Annotated in this window: 1 protein-coding gene; it reads left to right on the forward strand. The window is 69.7% G+C overall.

Annotated features, from left to right (window positions below; genetic code table 11):
• The first annotated feature begins 6 nt into the window (after window positions 1-6).
• Complete coding sequence (locus ACZ5CW_RS23670; RefSeq protein WP_468604423.1) at window positions 7-21,348, forward strand: WXG100-like domain-containing protein; 21,342 nt, start codon at window positions 7-9, stop codon at window positions 21,346-21,348.
• The last annotated feature ends 2 nt before the right edge of the window (window positions 21,349-21,350 follow it).

The raw sequence follows: 21,350 nt of genomic DNA on the forward strand, positions 1-21,350 counted from the left end.
CCCGTCATGGCCATCGTGGTTCCGAAATGGCTCAACGACCTGTTCTACGCCCTCATGGGCGAGCGCATGCCGCAGGCCAATGAGGATCTCGCCTATCTGAGCCACGAGGCCTTCACATCGTTCGCGAACAAACTCCGCAAGCTGGGCGAGCTGATCACCGAATCGGTCGGCTCCGCCGGCAAGGTGCTGCCGCCCCAGGTGGCCGACAGCTACGTCCGCGCCGTGCAGGTGCTGACCGACGACGGCGGCACGAACCACATCACCGAGTTCGCCAAGCAGTTGGACGACATCTCCGACGGGCGGGTGAAGACCTCCATCAGCATCGCCGAGTCCAAGATCAGTATTCTGATCGAACTGGCGATCCTGGCGGCGGAACTGCTGTTCCTGGCCGTGATGTCGTTCTTCACCGGCGGGGCCACCTCGGGCGAGGCAGTGGAAGCCAAGCTGCGCACGCGTGCCCGGATCCTGGTGATCCTGGAGATGCTGGCCAAGCGCACCCATCTCCTGCCGACCCTGAGCGAGGCACTGGAAGAGGCGTTCACGACGCTCGCCGCCCGGCTGGCTCTGATCCTGACGGCGGCGCCCGGCCGCAAGCCGCACGGTATCGACATGAAGGACGTCATACTGAGCGGAGTCACCGGCGGCCTCACCTCGATCTTCGATCACCTCTTCCACGGCGGAAAGAACCTCTTCAAGGGGCTCTTCAAGAGCAAGTTCGACATCGACGCCGGCTTCGACAAGAAGTTCGCCGACAAGAACAAGATGCCCGGCCTGAACAGCGGTCCCGGCAGCGACACCGTCACGCACGGAGGGAAGAACCTCGCGTCCGACGGGCCGGTTTCCGGCGGCGGGAAATTCGCTGCCAATACCGCCGACCACGGGTTCGACGCGATCGGCGAAGGCGCGGCCGAGACGTTCGCCGAGTCACTCGTCTACCAGCAGCCGCTCAGTTGGTCGACCTTCCACGGTGCGGTCGTCAGCAGCCTGAACACCGCGCTGATATTCACGGGAGTGCAGAAACTCAGCCTGGGCTTCCGCGATTTCGTCTTTCCCAAGAACCTGGATGTCACTCGCAACAGCGTCTCGGCCGTACTGAACACCGACCCCGCCAAGGCCGCCGGCGGGATCGGCGCGGTCCCCGGACCGGGCCGGGACACGCAGGTCCCCACCCTGGGCACGGGCGTCCCCGGCCCGGTGTCGTACACCCCCGACGACCTCACCGAGGCCGGCCCGTCCCCGGTCACCACCACCTCGCAGACCGGCACCCCGGACGGGCCGCACGTGTCCGTCTCCCCCGCCACCACGGGCGCCGTCCAGGGTGCGGGCTCGGCGACCGCGAACGGCGGCGGACACATACCGGCGCGGAACACCGGCGCGGGCGTGACACACGATCAGGCCGCGCCCGAGACCCCCGCCGGCGACGGGGCGCACGCACAGCCTCCGGCCGAGGCGAACCCCGGTACGCAGGTGGCGCCGGGCCACGACGCCACCGACCTCTCGGACGCTTCTCGGCCGGGCCCGGTCGCCGCCCCCGGAAAGACGGCACACGCGCCGTCCGGCCCCTCCGCCGTCATCGACGACTCGGCGACACAGGACTCTCCGGACGCCGAGCACGGGTCCGCGGCGCGGCCGGACTCGCAGTCCGTGACCGGCCCGGTGACGACGAGCGCCGCGGGACCGGCCGTGGTCGCCGGGACCAGCCAGACTCCGCCCACGTCTGCGTCTGCGGCCACTGGTACGGCCACTGGTACGGCCACCGGACCGGCCACTGGACCGGCCACCGGACCGGCGGGGAGTACGGCTCAGGGACCGGCGGCGGCCAAGAACGCCCCGGCTACGAACGCCCCGGCCACGGCGAAGGCCGACGGCACCGGTCCGGCGCACGGTACGAGCGGACCGACCGGACAGAACCGCCCGAAGGCGGAAGCCGACCGGAGCGGCGAGCGGGACGGCACCGACGCCGTCCCGACCGTCTCCGGCACGCCCCACCCGGCCACGACGGCGGACACGACCACCACGCACGGTCGGGACACCACGGCCGGCCCCGTCGACGTGTCAGGGGACTCCCGGACCGAGGTCCTCGTCGACGCGCGGGCCAGCGACGCCCAGCCGGGCGTCACGCCGATCGTGACCGTCTCGGCGGGACGGAACGACGGCGGGAAGAAGACCGACTCGGCCGCCGGGCGGGATCCGCAGACCGCCGGGCCGGATCCGCAGACCGCCGAGCCCGTGAGCACGGTCTCGAACGAGACCGAGACGCAGGACGAGGATTCCGCCGCCCCGGTCCCGGTGGCCACCGTGTCGCAGACCGACACCGCGGACCCGGATCGCGTCGTCGCCGAGGACCCCACTCCGACGGCGGCCTCGGGCGACGTCACCACCACCGCTCCGCCCGCGGCCTCCCCGGCGGAAACCGTGTCCGTCCCGGTGGTGTCCGAGACGGCGACCGCGCGGGCGGAGACGACGGACGCTGACGCCCTCGTCGGCGTCGTGCCCGCCGACAGGACCGCGCTGCTCCAGGACATCGACAAGAAGGCCAAGAGGTTCGGCAAGCTCCGCGAGGAGACCGCGCTCAAGCCCGCTGTCGAGGCGCACCTCCTCTTGGTGCAGAACAACGTCGCACTGCCGTCGATCCTGCCTGGCGACGGTTCCCGGGCCCAGGAGCGGCTGACGGTCCTGCGGGACGCGATCGCCATGGCCCTGCACGAGGGGCCGCGCAACGAGGCACAGGCGCTGACCATGGCGGGCCGGGACACCTTCGACCTGCACGCTCCTCGTCCGGTGATGGTGGGCGGGGCGCCGACCGCGCAGAACGACGACACCACCGCCGGCCCCTCGCGATCCGATGACGGAGCGCAGGCGTCTCAGGCGGGTCCCTCCCGCGCCCCGCACCCGTCCGCCGACGATGCGGACGCCGCATCCCCGCTGCCCCGGAGTACGCGGCGCCGGGTGAAAGTGGTGCCGCCCGCGCTGGACCTCTCGGCGCCCGGCCGACGCACTTCCCGTCCGCCGATCGGTGCCCGGACGTCAGCCACGCTGCGTACGCCGAGGGCGCCGGGCTCGGCGGGCAGGACGCCGGACACCGGCCGCGAGCCGACACGCACCAGCGCGCCCGGGGACGGGGGCGCCGCGCGGACGACTCGGACGCCGCCGACCGCCGGCGCGCCCCAGAGCACGAGAACTTCCGGGACCGCGAGAACTCCCGGCAGCGCGAGAACTCCCGGCACCGCGAGGACGCCCAGGACCGCGAAGGCGCCCAGGACCCCGGGGCCTCTGCGCACCCCGAGAACACCTCTGGCCGGCGGGCGGGCGAGCCATCCCCGCACGCCCGTCAGCCCTGGTCATGTGCGGACCTCCGCTGTCCAGGCGATGCGTACCGATCCTCACCGGTTCCTGAGCGAGAACGTCATCTCCCTGAACATGGCGGTCGGCCTGCAGTCCTACGCGCCCCGCCTGTCGTCGCAGCAGGCCACGAAGGTCGTCGCGGCACTGGACGACACCTCTCTGCAGCGCCACTGGTTCGTCCTCGTGGAGGCCGGCCGGGACACCAGCGGCAAGCCGCAGTACATGCTCGCCCCGGCGGTCGAGAAGTACGCGCAGCACTATCCGCACGTAGCGGCGTTCAGTGAGATACCGCAGAGCAGGCTTCCGGTCATGCGGAAGGATCCTTCCTATCTGCAGGCCGGCTTCCTCCCCTACCTCACGGGCGCCACCAGCAACCTGGACACGGCGATCGGTCACACGGAGGTGGTCAGAGACCCGAGCGATGCCGAGTTCAGCCCCGACTTCGTGGTCACCCCCACGATGAACGGGTGTGCTCTCGCCGTCACCGCCGGATCGGTTCCCGGTCGTTTCACCGCCTGGCATTTCCAGTCGCCGTCGGCCTTTTCGAACGTGACGAACGCCGAGAGGTTCCGCAGGATCAAGCGGCCCACCGACTGGTACGGCGACGGGGAGTACTACGACGTCGCTCCGCCCAGCCCCACCGGGACCAGTGGTCCCATGTTCGAGACCACCAACATGCTGTGGCGGGGGCCGGACGGCTGGGAGGTGCTCAGCCAGGAGAGCCGCACCGGCCATATGAGCAAGTCGGTCACCCTCCGCCGTTTCCAGCACCGGCCCATCCGGCTCACCGAGGGCGGAGAACTCCGCCAGATCGCCAGTGTCTACCAGGGGCTGGCCCGAGCCGAAGCCTTCGAAGACAACATCATCGAGCAGCGCTATCGCAATATCCTGGCGACCAGGCCGGCCAGAGGAGAGGAGGAGACGTACAAGAGAATCGAAACCGTCTACAAGCTCATAAAGTCGCATGTCGAAGGCGAGATCAGGCAGATAGGCGAGGCGCCGGACTTCCCGTCGCTCCAGCGTCTGGCAGCGGATTTCCGCCGCGACCGTGCCGCGTATCTCCCCAGCTTCGAGAATGCTCTTCCGGAGCTACGGGGAAACTTCTCTCTCCCGCTTTTCAACAAGCGTGAACGGGATCGGATCGAGCTGCGCGTCAAGAACACCAAGGAACTTGTCCAGTCGTTCATGGACAACAGGTATCGCAGCTGGATCGACCGTATGGAGAGCGAGGCGGGGGAGTACGCCCGTCCCGCGTGGGACCTGCTCTCCTCGGCCGATCGCCTGGAACTCAACCGTCTCGTGGCCCGCGGGACCGGCCGCGAGGCCGACGCGGACCTCGCCCAGCGGGTGGAGGACGCCTACCGCGAGCTGCCCGACTCCTGGTACTCCCAGCCCCTCACCCGCCGCGCGGAACTGATCGGCAACAAGATCGCCACCGGCACGTTCTTCCCGGGCACCGGCGGCTCCTCCTCGACACCCGGTGACGGCGTACGGGTTCAGCCGCCGGCGGGGCCGTCCGGCACGGAGCACGGGAGCCAGGAGCCGGACCCCGGCCCCGAGCCGGGTCGTACGACGTGGATCGGCTCGGTCGACGAGGAGCCGCTGCCGCGGGCGGCCAGTCCCGAGCAGGAGGACGCCGGTCCGGGGCCGACGAGCGTGCGGAGGCTGCGGCCGAAGCTGAGTATCGACGCCGGCGTGACCGCGCAGAGGGCCGGCCAGTCGCCCTTGTCGCCTGCCTCACCGCTCCAGGTGATGATCTCGCCGGTCGGTTCGCGGACGCCCGTCGGCCTGCGGTGGAGTCCGGTGACCCCGGTGACCGCGGGGCCGGATGCGGCGCGTACGCCCACCGACGCGACGGCCCATGTCTTGCCGCCGGAGTCTCCCGGTCCAGCCGACGCCGGGGTGACCGGGCCGGTGACCGCGGACGAGGTGATCCGCATTCTGCGGGACATGGCGTCGGGCACCGACGCCTCCTGGCAGGGCACGAACCAGCTGGGGCCGGACCTGTTCGGCCTGCGCCGGCCCGCGCCCACTCCTGACTTCCTGGTGAACCCGGAGACCCACGAGCCGTACGACTACAGCGCCATCGACGCCGACCAGGCAGCGTACTTCCTGAACGCCATGGACATGAAGTACCGGTGGGATGCCACGGAGTTCGACCCGGAGCGCTGGCAGGACACCGGAACGTTCAGCTACTCCCATCGCCGCACCACCCACACGTGGACCCCCCATCAGCAAGCTCCTCGGCTTCCCTCGCTCGATGCCCGTACCACCGCTGTGGTGCACGCCATCTGGTTCGGCGGGCCACCGCGTCCGGACGGGCCGAGCGCGGGTTTCTGGACACGGTTCGGCGCCGCGGCGCACAAGTTCCGCACGTCGGCCGTGTTCGTCCTGTGGACGGACGTCTCCCGGGCGGACATCGAGTGGGTCAGCAGGTACGAGGAGGCCCCGACCGATCCCGAGGAAGCGCGGGTGTGGGCCCTGTACAAGTGGGCCACCGACAACGGGGTCAGGCTCGTCAGCATCTTCGAGGTCTTCAACGAGTCGGCGCCCATGGACCTGCACGACGAGTTCATGGCCGAGATGCTCAAGGGCACCGGTCCCGGGTGGGCGGCGGGCAGTGACATCGCCCGGCTGGAGATCCTGGACCGGCTCGGCGGGTTCTACACCGACGGCGACAACGACATCGACGACCTCCGCGCCTTCGCACAGGTGACCAACAGCCACGAGGGCTATGCCGTCGGCGCGAACAGCAGGCTGTTCTCCAACTCCGCTCTGGCCGTGCAGATGCACCATCCCTTCCCCGGCATGGCCAAGGCACTTCTCAAGGCGAACTACACAAGGACACAGCCCGAGCTGCTCAGCTCCCTCGCCGGGGTGTCCAACGACATGTTCACGCGGTGGCCGTGGCGGGCACGACGTCACTCGGTGATGTCCCGTACCGGGCCGGACAGCTACTGGCGGCTCTTGCCGGCCCTCGGGCTGACCAACTTGAAGGAGATGCCGCGGCTCGGGGGACTGTCGATCCGTTCGGACAACAGCTGGGCACCCGAGAACTCGGCGCCGGCAGCAGTCGCCGCCCCGGTACGCCCGTACACGGCGGAGGAGACGGCGTACTTCACCGCCGCCGTCGTCCAGACCATGGTGCGCAGCCTGCTGAACCGAAACGGCGACCTGCACCTCACCCAGATCGAGTCCGCGCTCGGCCGCCACGACGACCCCGACCTCGTCTGGGCATCCGCCCTGGGCTTCCTGGCGTCCCGGGAGGATCTCCGCTCGCTCGTCAGGGGCGTGACCCGGACGACGTACGTCGACGAGACGACCTCCCGGCGGGTACAGCTCCCGCCGGCCGCGGAAGCTCTGCTGCTCCCGCCGGAGGACCCGCACGCCCCGGCCCCGATCGGCAACGGGGACGGCTGGTGGCTCGGCGAGCGGTCGGAACCGGTACGCATGGCGGCCCTCCCCACCGGCGAGCAGGACGCGGAGCCGCCGGCCGGTGAGCCGGGTCCTTCCCGGTCATCCGGTCCGACACGGACGCCCGGGAACACCTCGCCCTCGCCCCCGGGCAAGGGCAAAGGCAAGGAGCGGGCAACGGACGGGTCGGAGGTTTCCGAGGACTCTGAGGACTCGGAGCAGTCCCTTCCGGAGAGCCGGCAGCTTGCCGTGGGACTGCTGGACGCCGCCGGAGCCGACCTGAGTCCCGTGTTCGGCGCAGACGAGGGTGCCGAGGCACGGCGGGCGGCCAACGAGGAGATGGTGGACCAGGCCGAGGCCGCTCTGCCCGATCGTGACTCCGTCCGGGCCCAGACGCTCGCCGACCAGTTCCTTCCGCCTGCGGACGGCTGGCCCGACGGCGCGGGGCCGCATCCGGCGCCGGGTCAGGGGCAGGGACAGGGCGCGGGACCGGCGCCGGCGGCGGCACCGGTGGCGGGACCGACCGCTCTGACGCGCGGTCAGGTGAGGGTGCTCGCCGAAGCGTTCCTGGGGGAGCGGCCGGACGTGGCGGCGGCCCGCTGGACCGCTGACGCTCTGGTGGACGTGTGGGTCGGGGCAGACCGTCTGCTGGCCCACGAGCAGGGCAGGACGGCGCGGGAGGACGGCGCGGCGGAGCTTCGCCGCGGCGTGACCGAGCGGCCTCGTGTGGACCCGGTGCGAGACGCGGCAGAGGTCAGGCTGTTGTGGCAGACCGCCGTCACCAGCACTCACCTGGACGTCGAGCGGATCCTGACCGAGGCCGTGGAAGCCGTTCGCACTCGGCGGCACGGTGCGCCACCCGCGGCCTTCCCGCACGTCCCGGTCTACACGGCCCGTACGGATCACGCCCTGGCCGCCGGGGTCGACCGGATCCTCGCCGACCCGGAGACCACCTCCCGGCTCTCCCCCGAGCACCTGGCCGTCCTGCGCCGCGCACAACAGGGCGCCCCGGCGACCATCGGCCGCGACAACGGCCGGCCCGACGTAGCCGCTCCGTCCGTGCCGCCCGCCGCGCCGGCAGCGCGCTCGGCGGACCCCGCCCAGGCCGTCGAACCGACCTGGTCGGACACCGCCTCGGACCAGTCGCCGGGCACGCTCTCCCCGAGTTCCTGGACGGCCGGAAGCCGGACTCCCTCCCCGAGCCCGGAGTACGAGAACGAGGGGGCCGAAGCTCTCTTCACCGGCTCGGCCCACCTGGAGATCGCCGAACCGCACGGCGACGACGACGGCCTCGTCCTGCTGCGTCGCCGGCCGGACCGGCACACCGCGGTGACGTTCTCGCAGGACCGCACCCTCGCCGTCAGTTCCGACGGCGCCTTCCAGTCCGCCTTCGCGACCGCCGAGGCGATCGACCGTGCCAACGCCGCGCTGACGGAGAGGGGCAGCCGCGTCCGCCTCCGCGCGGACGAGGACCACATCGACGTCCCGTCACCCGAGGCGGACGACTGGATACGGCTCCACCGCGTCACACCCGAGCTGCCCGGCAGGCCCGACGCCGACTCGCGGAAGCTGGCCACCCTCGCACTCGGTGGCCCGCCCGACCGCCTCGTCTTCCGTGACCTCCACGGCGGCACCGCGACCGCCGGCATCGGTTCCACCGGTCGGCTGGACGAGCTGCACCGACTCGTGACAGCGCTGGTCGACACCATCGAACACGGGAAGTACTCGCGGGCCTTCCCGGACGCGGACTGGGCCGCCGAGGCCGCGGGTGCGCCGGCCGGACAGGCGGACGCGGACCCGGCGGACGCCGCGCTGCCCGGACACCGCTACGCCACCCAGCTGAGCGGCAACCACCAGGCCGTGCGCACCCTCGTCGAGGGCATCGGCGCGAACAGCGGGGCCGTCGCCGGGGTGGGCGAGACCTATGTGACCCAGACCATCGCCGCGCCCGACGAGACGGACGGAAGCATCGCCCGCCACGGCCGGGACTTCGACGCGGCGGACAACCCGTACGGATACCACTACGCCACCGTCGTCCTGGCCAGCGAGGACGGGGGCTCCCAGGTCACGTTGGAGAACGCCGCCGACTCCGGCGAGCGCAGACACCTTCTCGCCGAGGTGGTCCGCCGCAACCTGGAACGGTTCCCGGCAGACCACCTGGCCGGGCTGCAGACCTCTCTGCGGGCGCAGGTGGGCACGGCGGAGTCCCCGGGCGAGAGGGCGATCGCCGAGGCCACGCTGGACACCGTCACCCAGCTGCTCGTCCTGCGATCGGCGCTCGACGGAGCGCAGCGAGCGTCCGAGGACGCCGGCCACGACCCGGCCGGCCCGAGCCTGCCGAGCGCTGTGCAGGCGCAGGAAGCGAAGGCGATCGCCGCCGTCGATGCCCTCCTCGGCCGCCTGGGACTCCCGGACGCGGGCCGGCAGTGGCGGCTGCGTCTCCTCCGTCCGGCGCACGGCGAGACGTTCCACGACCTCATGCTGAGGGAAACGGGGATCGCCAACGCGTTCACCGCGGTGGTGGCCGGGGCTGCCGACCAGACCATCGACACCTCGTTCCCCTACTCCGCCGGCGACATCACCCCGGCGGAACTCGCCGCATGGGCAGAGCACACCACCCGGCTGACCCCGCAGGCCCGGAACATCGTCGCCGACCAGCACCACCACGAGCAGGCGGAGTTCGCCACCGACTCGCTCCGGGACGTCAAGAGGGACGTCTATCTGTGGCGCAGACTGGGCACGATAGCGGGCGTCCGGGGCCACGATCAGGCCCGTACGGGAGACGACGACGCCGCCAAGGAGTTCCGCGCCCGGACGAAGCGGATCGAGGAGGCCAAGAAGCAGGCCAAGAGCCGCTCCAACCGGCCCATCCCGGACGCCTTCCTCAACAGTCCTTCCGCGCACCTGCTCCACGCCGTGCGGTCACGGCAGGACTGGATCGCGGAACTGCGCCTCGCCGTTGCGCAGCTCACCGACGACGACCTCCGCTACGACCGAGCCGTCTTCCGGCACCGCATCGACGTGCTCGGTGAGCAGGTGGGCCGGATCCGTGCCGAGCTGACGGCACGCGACGCGGCCAGAACGGACCAGCGGGACTCGCGCGCGCAATGGATCCTGGACCAGGCCACGGACGACGACCTGCACGACTCCGTGAACCGGATGTGGGTCGCCGCCAAGGTGCTGGGCGACGGGGTCCGCCGGCTGCGGCACGGCGAGGACGTGGACGGCCTTCTCACGGACGCGGAGGAGCTGGAGCGGCGCCGGAACGAAGTGCTGACAGCGCTGCACGTCCTTTCGGAACTGGCCGACCGGGACGTCCCGTGGAGCGGGACCGACCCGCACACACGGCTGGAGCTGATCACGGCCGAACTGTCGACGCAGGAACTCCGGCCGTACCTGACGCAAGCCGCGCTGCACCGGCTGCGGCATCTCGACCGGGAGTGGGGGACCGCCTACGGCTTCGGCGACCCGGAGAAGGCGTCCGCACGGCTGCGCGAGCTGCACGGACACCTCACCTCGTCGTTCATGGCGACGGTGACGAACGTCGACAGTGGCCTTCTCGAAGAACTCATGGAGGATCCGGACGCGCCGCTGGACGACCTACTCGGCGTGACGGCGGACCCGGGCACGCCGGGCGCGGCACCGATCAGAGCGGTACCCGCCGCGCTCCTGTCGGCACACAGGCAGAGTGCGGGAGCGACGCCGCACACCGGCGTCGCGATCCACTGGAAGCACCAGACACGCGGGCTCGCTCTGCTCACCCCGGTGCCGACGCACACGGTGCCTTCGGACAGCGCTGCCGCCGCGCCGGCGGACTTCCGGACCGGCTTCACCCTCTCGTCCCTGCACGCGCTCGTCGTCAGGGGCGACCAGGACGCCGTACGGCTCGCGCTGGCCGAGGCGACGGGCTACGCCCACGACCCGGCGCTGCGGCGCGAACTCGACAGCGGCCGGTTCGCCACTCCCGCCCACTTCGGGGCGATCATCGCGGGGCGGCTCAGCTGGGGGGACGTCGACAAGGTGGTCGTCCCACACTGGGACCGCCCGACACGGCACGAGGCCCGCGCCCTGGTACCGCGGCTGGAGAACTTCTCCGCGGCGACAGCCCTCGGTTTCTCCGTCGTGCCCGTCGAGACCGCGCCCCCGCTCGCCTCGTCGAACCCCGACGAGGCGGTCTGGACGCCCGTCGAGGCGGGGAACCACACCATCGGGCTCGACTACTTCCCGCTCACGCGGCGTTCGGAGACCGCGTTGTGGCAGATGGTGACCGACGAGGTCTTCGTCGCCGACGTGAACGGACACAACGGCATCTTCCGGGACGGCGACCGGCGGGCACCGTGGGCGAAGTCCCCGCGGCCCGGTCAGTGGCCCTTCTTCGTGCGGGCCGCACAGGGGCAGGCTCCGGAGCACGTCCTCGTCCAGTTCGGGAGCGGCGTCACCCGCGACCTGGCCGCGTGGGAGTTCGTCGACCGGATCGCCGCCGACCTCCCTCCCGCCTCCGGGGACGGCCCGGTCGTGCTGCTCGTGCCCTATGGCGGCGCGGGCCACCTGGGGCTGCCGCGACAGCTCGCGGCCCGCACCGGACGCCAGGTCTGGGCGTTCACCGGTGACCTCGACGTGATGCCGGATCCCGGCGGGCAGGCCAAGCTGGTGACGGCTCTCATGGGCCCCTATGGCAGGCGGGAGGGCATGTGGGTCGTCAGCGACCCGGACGACCTCCGGCGAGCGGTGACGCGGCACTCGGCCCCCGACGTGGTCGTGACGGTCAGCGGGCAGGTCATCCCCGACAACCTCCTCAGAACCACACCCGTTCCGCACCCGCGGACGTCCCGGCCGATGGGACGAGCGGCACATGTGCCGGAATTCCAGCACGAACAGGAAGTCCTCCAGTCGGAGTTCGCCACCCGCACGCACTACTCCGAACTGTCGAAGGACGAGTCCGGAAAGACGCGGCGTACGGAGGAGGACCGGGAGCTGCCCTGGAGGCCTCCCGCCGGCGGAAACGCGCTCTACTTCTGGGACAGCCACGGGTCGTCGAAGAAGGTCGTCGTTCCGGTGCACGACGGAGCACCGGCGGATCTCTCCCCGTCGGAGCTGGGCCGGTACCTTCGTCGAAGGCCCAGCATGGATGCCGCGAGCGTGGTGCTGGTCGCCTGCAACGCCGGTACGGAGAACGCCGACGCCCCGGCTTTCGCCCAGACCGTTGCGGACACCATCGGTCGTGAGGTGTTCGCCGGCAATTCCCTCGTCTACAGCCGACTGAGCGTCGGCCGGAGGGCGGACGGCCGGCCGGCGCAGTGGCTTCGCTTCACTCCGCGACCGCAGACCGACGAAGCCGCTCCGCCGCCGTCCGAGACGGCTGCCTCCCCGGATGCGGCCGCCTCCGAGGGGACGGTCGCTTTCCGTCCGGGTGCCGACGCGGAGTCCGCGCCGGTGTCCGACGCCGGTGGAAGCCGCCGGCTCAGCCGCGAGGAGGACCTGCGTCTGCAGACCCACCTCGCCCACGGTGGCCCGCTGGACGACGACGCCTACCGGGAAGCGGCCACCCGGGCACGAGCAGCTGTCGGACCCGTGTCCTGGTCGCGTATGAACACCCGTGACCAGGCGTTCCGTATCGGTCTGGCAGCGCGGGGGCAGGACTTCACGGGTCTGGACGGCGGCGCGAGCGACATGGCGTCGCTGTTCGGCAGCGACGACGAGTCCGACACGGGCACCGACGCCCCGGAGGCCGGGCCCTCCGGTGCCCAGGAGGAGGACTTCCTGGCCGCGGCGTTCGCGGAGGCCCCCGCGATCGACGTCGACGCCATCGCCGACCCGATCAGTGAAGCCGCCATCAGCGAACTCGGCGGGGTGTTCGCACTTCAGTCATGGCACGGCACTCCTGTGCAGAACGCCAGTTCATGGGCGCGTCCACGCCTCACCGCCGCGCGCAGGCAACAGCTCTTCGCCTTCGTCGACGCTCACACGTCGCACAGCTCGAGCCCGCTGACCTTCGGGCAGGTATGGGACCGCGTCAGAGCGACGACGGCCACGAAGGTGAAACTGACACCGGCGGACCTGCACACCCTCCAGCGTGAATACCTCGCGTCGCGCCCTCGTCCGGTCGCCGACGGCGACGCTCCGGCCGGCGACGCCCCGGCCGACGCCTCGACGAGGAAGCGGAAGCGCGCCGACCGATCCGACCAGAGCGCACGGAGGCCGCAGGAGCGGGGCCGTAGGAAGATCCACGCCGACCTTCGGGCGGAGGAGATCAGGGCCTGGTTCTCCGGCCAAGGCAACAAAGGAAAGATCCCGTCCAAGCGTATCCGCGGGAAGAAGGGTGCGTTCCCGCACGAGTTGGACAAGTTCCTTGGTTGGTGGAAGTACCTCAGGTACACGGGGCTCCCCCTCGATGCTTCGCAGAGTGTCATCGATGCGCTGGCAGAAGGCGGGATCAGCCTTGTAAGGCGCCAGGTGAATGAGCCCAGGGCGGCCGACGGGAACGCCGGTGACCCGGTCGAGCGGCTCTTCATGGACGACGCGGATCATCCTGTCGCCCCCTTCGACGCGGATCTGGCCCGGCGAATCCTGCTCCTCCGGGGGATCGACTGGAGTGGCGGGGAGAACCCGGATGCTGGGGAGGAGCCGGAAGACCGGCGTGACCCGGTACTGCCCGATGCCGAACAGCCACAGCCGCACCCGCAGCAGCCGCACCCGGAGCAGCCGCACCCGGAGCAGCCGGAGCCGCAGTACCGGCCGCAGCCTCGCAGTGACCAGTTCTGGGTGGAGAACATCAAGGCCTGGTTCGCCGACGAGCAGAACTATGGATTCTCTCCGAGGTGGGACGGTGAGGGACGCCCTGAAATAGCGGAATTCGTCGACTGGTGGAGGGATCTCCGTGTCAACGGCTATCCCGCCGATTCGACCTTCTCCGTGGTCGACGCCTTGCGAGCGGGCGGCATCACACTGCGGGCCGACGGCGGCCAGGGCGGGAACCGGGTCTACCGCCTGAACGGCAGGGCGATATGGCGCGCCGTGAACGAGGCGTCGGCCGAGAGGATCCTTGACGTACACCGGCGCTTCGGTCCGCCGGAGTCCCTGCGGGGCCAGTCCCCGTCCGACGACGGCCGGTCGATGGTCGCATCGTCGATGCTCCTGTTGGTGAACCTGGAGCTGCGGGGCCGCGGGCACAGCGATCTGGCCGCGTGGGAAGGGGAGATGATCAGCGCCCTGGTCCTCCGGGGAGAGATCACCTATGACACGCGGGCCGTGGCCGACTGGGTCCTGGGAGTTCGCTGTCCCGGCTACTCCCGGTCGTCGGACCCCGGCGGGCCCTTCGTGTTCACGGCCTTCGTGGACAAGGGGACGCAGGACAAGCTCCGGAACGTCCTGCAAGACGCTCTGCTGAACGCGGTGATCGACGGCAAGGCCGGCACACCGCACACGGCCAGGCTGCTCAAGGCGCTCGACGCGTCGCGGATGAGTGGTTCCGCTCATGAGGCCGGCGCTACACGGCGCCCGCAACCGCTCCACAGCTCCTCTCCCTCCGGTTTCCTGTCGAGCGCTCCTGAGTTCGATCGGGACGTCCCGTACCTGGACGAGGTCGAGATGGGGAGTTCCGATGGATACGACACCGAGAGCGACGACCTCTCGGACATGGCCGTCGACGTGGATCCCCGTCGCGAAGACACCGACAGTGCCGAAACCGGACCCGGCGCGGGACCCGGCAAGGGACAGACCCCCGTGCTGAACGGCGACGGGCCGGCCGGCCGGCGAGGGGACCGGCCCACGTATGACTACACCGTCAACGGGGTCGGCCTGGACGCACGAGGAGTCTTCCGCTTCGAGCCCGTCCTCCGGCTGTCCGCCGCGGGACTGGCCGGACCGGGTCAAGCGCCTCGTCTCGGTATGCACCTGGAGGCGGTGACCGACGGCAGAGAACCGGAGCTGGACTTCGCCGCCGACGGGACCCTGGCCGTCAGCCGGGTCGGCGATGCCGAGGTCGCCTTCGCGACCAAGGCGGTCATCGACGCTTCCCGGGCCGCGCTCCGGTCGGTGGGAAGCCGGGTGCGCCTCGTGGTCGACGAGGACATCTCCCTGACCGTCCGTCGCGCGGACGGCGAGCAGGTTCTTCACAGAGTCCGACCCGAGATCGAGGACGGCACGGCATCTTCCTCTCTTGACCTCGCCGGAAAGGTACTCGGAGGGACTCCGAACCGTCTGGTGTTCCGCGACCGGAACGGCGGTATCGGCCTTGTCGGCCTGGACGCGGCCGGCGGTACGGTCGACGAGGTGCACTGGCTGGCAGATGCGCTGGTCGATCGCGTCGACGGCGGGGAGGTGTCCGCCCATTTCCCGGATGCCCGGTGGGCGAGGGAGCACGTCGAGTTCCGTATGAGCCTGGAGGGCACGCGTGAGGAGGGGGACTCCGACGACGGGACCAGGGAGCCACGCCTGACGCCCGTACGCCCTGGCGCGCGGTACGACTCCTACGTCAGACGCTTGCGTGCGATGGACGACGCGGCACGGAACCTGAGGGTCAACCACCATGCCTGGGCAGCGAGGCCCGGCGAAGGGTACCTCGTGCAGTCGATCGCCTCGGCCGACGAGACGAACTCCCAACTCGCCCAGCACGGCAGGCAGGCCGACGTCGTCCACAACAGCCTCGGACACCACTTCGCGTCCGTCGTCCTTGCCAGCGAGGACGGCGACGCGCAGATCACCCTGGAGAACGCCAGGCGCGACGGTGTGTTCTGGCGCGGGATCGACATGGCCTTGGGCGAGCACAGACTGCTCGACCAACTGCGGTTCATCGAGCGGGCGTACGCCGACGAGGCGGAGGCGGCGGGAACGGACGCCGCACGCGCATCCGCTCGCTCCGCGCTCGCCACGGTCCAGAGTCTCGGCAGACTGCTGGACCCGGCCGTGGCCGGTGAGCGGACCGCCACAGCCGCTGTGGGGCAGACGGCGGTCGACGCACTGCGTACGTTGGCACGGCTGCGTGGACTTCAGATCCCGGCCACCGGCTGGGGCATGCACCTTGTCCGAAGAGACGCGGACGGAAGTTTCCACGAGTCAGCGGCACGACGGATCGGCATCGAGCGTCCCTTCACCGCGGTGGTCATGGGCGGATACGACTTCGTCTCCGATGCGTCGACCTGGTTCTCCCTGGCCGCGGGTGCCAGGCGGACGATCAAGGACGATGGGGAGGAGATCGAAGAAACAGCCCGCAGCGTGGCCCGCGTCGGACTGTGGAACGCCCTTGGCGGTGTGCCCTTGCCGACGGTCGTGATCAAGGTCGAGCGATCGAGGAACACGTCGCACGAGGTTGCCGACGAGAACCTGCGGCTGCTCAGAGATGCCTTTGTGGCCGCTCTTGAGCACAACCTGGCTGATCTTCAGTCTGCCGACTCCGCGGACTCCGATCGGCTGATCGCCACACGATTCTCCGTGACAGGCTTCGTGAAACCCGAGGGTGGGGGCAACGATCAGGCCGAGATCGTCGCCTCGACCGGATGGGACGACACCCATGCGGCGAGTGGGCCGACCGAGCTGCCCGACCAGCCGGTCTTCCCTCGGGAGTTCGACGAGGAAGCCGATTTCGTCACCGACCCGTTCGCCGCGCACACGTACGCCTTCCAGTCGCTGATATCGCTCAGGGCCACGGTGGCTCAGCGAGCGGCGCACCCCGACGGGCAGGGGCGGGGCCCGGACGCCGAGGACTTCCGTCGGCGTACACAGTTCTTCCACGAACACCTCTCGAGGATCGCGGAGCACGTGTGGAGCAACGACGATGTCGACTCGTTCCTGACGGCGCCGGCGACGCAGCTCCGCGAGGGCCTTCTGGCTCGCGAACAGTGGCTGTCCCATGTGTACGAGCTGTGGGGCAGGGCTTACCGCGATCAGGCCCCGGAGACGCTGGATCTGCAGCAGGAGGCGGAATATCTCCGACGGCAGATCGACCGTATCGCAGAAGAACTCGGCAAGGCAGGAAGGCAGGGCACGGACTACCTTCCTCCTGCGGCGAACGAACTGGGCGAGTCGATCGCGAACGCCTTGGCGAGTTCGGATCACGACGCTGCCCTCGAGAACGTGAAGGCCAACCTCCGGCGCCTGGACAGCCAACTGAAGGACGCTCAGCGCAGAGAAGCGGCCGGCACAGGATTCCATGCCGGAGACAGGGCAGACGCCGGAAACGGTTCCGGGGAAGACAACGGGAGCGAACCCGGACCTGATGCGGGTTGGCTCATCACACGACGTGACGAGGTCGTCGAAGCGCTGAACGTGCTGTCTTCCCTGACGGAACGGAAGACGGCCTGGAGGGACCTGACGGGCGAGGACAGACTCGCCCTCGTCACCGCCGAACAGCGGTCGCGGCACCTGCACACCCGCTACCTCTCCGTGGCCAGGGAACGAACCGCCGCGCTGAACAGCCAGTGGTCGACGAACTATCCCGAGGACCACGCGGCGTCGATCGAGCTGCACCACAGGGTGCAGCAGCACCTCGCCTCCCCGGCCATGGCCGTGGTGAGCAACATCAACGGCGGCGAACTGCTCCGCGTACTGGGCCGGAACCCTGCCGTACGGCTGGACACCCTGCTCAAAAGCCCTGCCCGCCGGCCCGGGGACGGGCGGGCGACCTCGGCCGACGCGGCGGGACGAGGACTCCCCGCCGCCCTGGTGTCGGCGCGTTACCAGACAGGCGGTGCCGCGCCGTACGAAGGCGTGGCGCTGCACTGGAAACACCGGGTCCGCGAGCGTGTCCTCCATACCGCGTCGCCCGTGTCCAGCGCGGAGGGAAGGCCGAGCGGCTTCACCTCCTCCTCGCTGCACGAACTCATGGCCAACGGACATCCGGACGCCGTGCGGCTCGCGCTGGGAGAAGCCAGCTGGTTCGATCACGACGCGGATCACCGCAGTACGCACTTCGCGGGGCGGCCTTTCACCAGCGCCCATTTCGGTGCGTCGGTCATCGGGTCGCTCGACTGGAACGATGTGGGCCGGGTGGTCCTCACCTACTGGGACGGCACCTCCCACAGCGAGGCCGAGCGGCTGCGTCGCTCCCTGATCGAACTGGCCGACGACACCGGACTGCCGATTCCCGACCCGGAGCTGGTCGCTCTCCCGATGCCGAATCCCCTGGGCGATCCGTCGCACGGCGCCGTCTACACGGTGATGACGAGCGGCGACACCGACATCGGTCTCGACTACACGCCACTCGCGCACAGGCCGCCGCTCCTGCCGCTCACGCTCGACACCGAGACGATTCAGACAGCAACTCGGGAATCCGTTGGTCTCCGTTCGGAGTACGTGGACGCGCGGGCGCCCTGGGCTCATTTCCTGGAGCAGGGGCAAACGCCCTTCTTCATCACGGCTCAGGCCGCGGACGAACCCGGGCACATCCTCCTGCCGATCTATGGCGGGCGAATCCGAAAGGAACGGGAAGAGGATTTCGCGGCGGCGGCTGTGCACGCCGTGCCGAGAACCGCTGACGGTTCCCCCATCGTGCTGTTGATCTCTGGCGCCGGCACCGGCCATCTCGTTCTTCCCCGCCATCTCGCGGCTGCCACGGGCCGACCGGTCTGGGCGTTCAGCGGCGTGCTCGACTTCCGGGAGCGGGAGAAGAACGGCGTTCCTGTCTCCAGAGTCGTGACGTTCGCCAAGACCACCGACCGCCCCTCGGGCGTGTGGACGCTCAGCCATCCTGGCGATCTCCCGACACCTGGTACGCGACCGCCGGCACCCGATGCGGTGATAACGAGTACGGGCGGTGTGATCCCGGACGGCTTCCTGATGACCCAACCGCTCCCGGACCCCGAGACACATCGGCCGATCGGGCGCGCCGCCATCACCCCTGAGTTCGCGGCCGCCGTGCAGGAATACCAGCCCCTGTTCTCGACGCGAACCCACTACGACTCCTTCCGGCAGGACGCGTCCGGTGTCAGGACGACTGCTTCCTCCGGTGACGAACTGCCATGGGACCCTGCGCGGAACAGGGCTGTGCTCTACTTCTGGGAAAGCCACAGCAACAGCGTCACGGTGGCGATACCGCAGCTCAACCGTGTGGTCGAGTCGGTCTATCCCGTCGAGCACGCTCGTTACCTCAGACGCCGGCCGAGTGTGAGCCAGGCTTCAGGCGTCGTCATGGTCGCCTGCGACGCCGGGACGACCACGGAGGGACCGGCTCCCGCCCAGCAGGTTGCCGACGTGACCGGCATGACCGTCTTCGCGGCGGACGCGCTGGTCGAGGCAGACCTCAACCTGATCCCGCGGTCCGGCGAGTACACCGCGCGCTGGCACCGGTTCACACCGCGGGGACCGGACGAGAACGAGGCCCAGGACGCGTCCGACGACGACTCCTACGCGTTCGACGACCAGGATCGGACGGGAGTGGGTTCGCTCTGGCCCACGTCGCAGGTGAGGGGCGAGTCCACCGACCACTCGCATGCGCCGGGCGGCGACAGGGGCCCTCTGGACCAGCCTGGCTTCGGTCGGCGTCTTGCGCGGGCGAAGCGGTTCTTCCAGGTGGAGGGGAAGCGGAGGGCGCCGGAGGGAGAGTCGGCGTTGTCGGAGGCGGATCGGCTGCTGGTGCTGGCCCACGAGGTGATGCTCGAGCACCATGAGCTTCCGCCGCTGGTCATGCCGGATCCGTCGGAGGCCGATGCCCAGCGCCGGAAGGTCTACGAGGACGTCCGGACGGTGGTCGCGCACCGGATCCAGCTGGACGGGGGTTCGGTGGCGCGGGCGGCACGGCTTTCGCGGCAGGCGGCCGCGCTGTTCGGTACCCAGCGGGTCAGTGCGCACCAGGCCGCGGCGGGGATGAGAAGGAGTGAGGTCGGCCACGAACGGCCGCATGGGCGAAACGAAGGTCACAGGGTTCGCCGCGAAGACCCCTTCGTCCGGTTCATAGAACCGATTTCGATCATGGAGCAGAGCACGAAATCGGCTTCCCTGCGCATGCTCGTCGACGACCTCAAAGCCGCGGCCAGGAGCAGGACGGCGTCGGATCTCGAAAGAGTCGCCGCCGGCATCAGGCGCGCCCGTGAGCGTGGTCGGGACATGGAAGTCTTCGCCGAGTTGGAGAAAGAGCTGGCCCGTCACGGTCTGCCCGGAGGAAGCCATGCCGTCCAGAGCCTGACCACGACCATGGGACGCCTCGACGTGGGAGGCCACTCCGGCCGGCCGCGGCAGACCGGCAGTGCGGCGGCGGAGCCGGCCGCCGAACGCCCGCACAGGCTCTCGCGCCAGGACCGCGTCCGACGACCGTCGATCGCACAAGAACACACCGACGCCGGGGCGGTCGACTTCTCCCGGCGTGTCGCACGAGAGGACGAACGTGGCCGGGAGCGGCGGAACCAGCGTCTCCCTTCCCCTCCCGCCGTGTCGCGTAGGGACCGTGACGACCAGCCCCGTGGAGAGACGGCCGGCCGTCGTCCGCGCGCGAGTTCTGTCGCCCCGGCGGTGCGGTCACGCGACGAGGACTGGGTGCTGGTCTCGAACACGAATGAATCCCGGCAACCGGCACCCGCGCCCGGGACGCTCGACGTGTCACCCCCTCCCGCGGAGGAAAGGAATCACCGATCCAGGTGGGCTCGTTTCAAGTCCACCATGGGTAAGAAGATCAGCCGTTCGGTGTCCAGGAGCAGGACTGCTGATTCTCATCTGCCGACCGCTGTCGCACCCGCTCCGGTCGTCGGTGTGCTTGCAGCGGGGCCGCCGCAGAGAGCGAGTGCTCCGGTCGTTCCGCACATGGAGCGGTACGGCCGTACCAACAACCCGGCGGTCTGGTACGACAGTGCGGGTCGGCGAAAGCCCGGGGATATCGATCCGGTGGACAAACAGTCGCTGCTGGAGAAGCATCACGCCAGAATGCAGAAAAAGGTGATGGTGCACGCGCGAGGGCATGCCCGGATCGAGGCCGGTGCTGCTCCGGCCGCGCTGGAGCACTACCGGAAGCATTGTCCGGAAGTCGTGTCGCTTCTTATGAACGGCAGTAGGTCGCCGGGGAAGATGCGCACGGAGGAGAGGCGTATAGGCGATACGCTCTGCGTATTTCACTGGAACGAAACCAATGTGATGGCTGATGGCATCAAGGGGGTCTTCCAGGCGGCCCTCGAGCGGGCGCAGCAGAAATTCCAAGGGGCGCCCGACAGGCTTGAACTTCACATCTCTCAGTACAACAACAATGACTATGTCATCGTCCAGGATGGCGGTGTGCAAGTCAGCCCCCTCTCTGACGACGGTGTCTACTCCTTCCACTCCGCGGCGTCCTACATGTTTCCCGGCGCGATGTTCATAAAGACGCTCGAGGGATGCCTGAATCCTGACTACTACTACCATGAACTGGGTCACGCATTTCATCATCGGAATGGTGAGCACCGGTACATGAAGGTGCACGACATGGAGTGGAAGGACGATTCCAGTGAATGGATCGCCAAGGAGGCGGCCCACATCATGTCCAAGATCTCCATCAGTGAGCAGGGATATGCCGCCACGGATCCAGGAGAATTTGTTGCCGAGGTGTTCTGTGGAATTCTTCTCGGTGCCAAATTCTCGGACCAGATCATGACCATGTACTATTCATTCGGTGGCCCCAGGCTTCGGGTTTGAAC

The organism is Streptomyces sp. NPDC031379 (assembly GCF_055569615.1).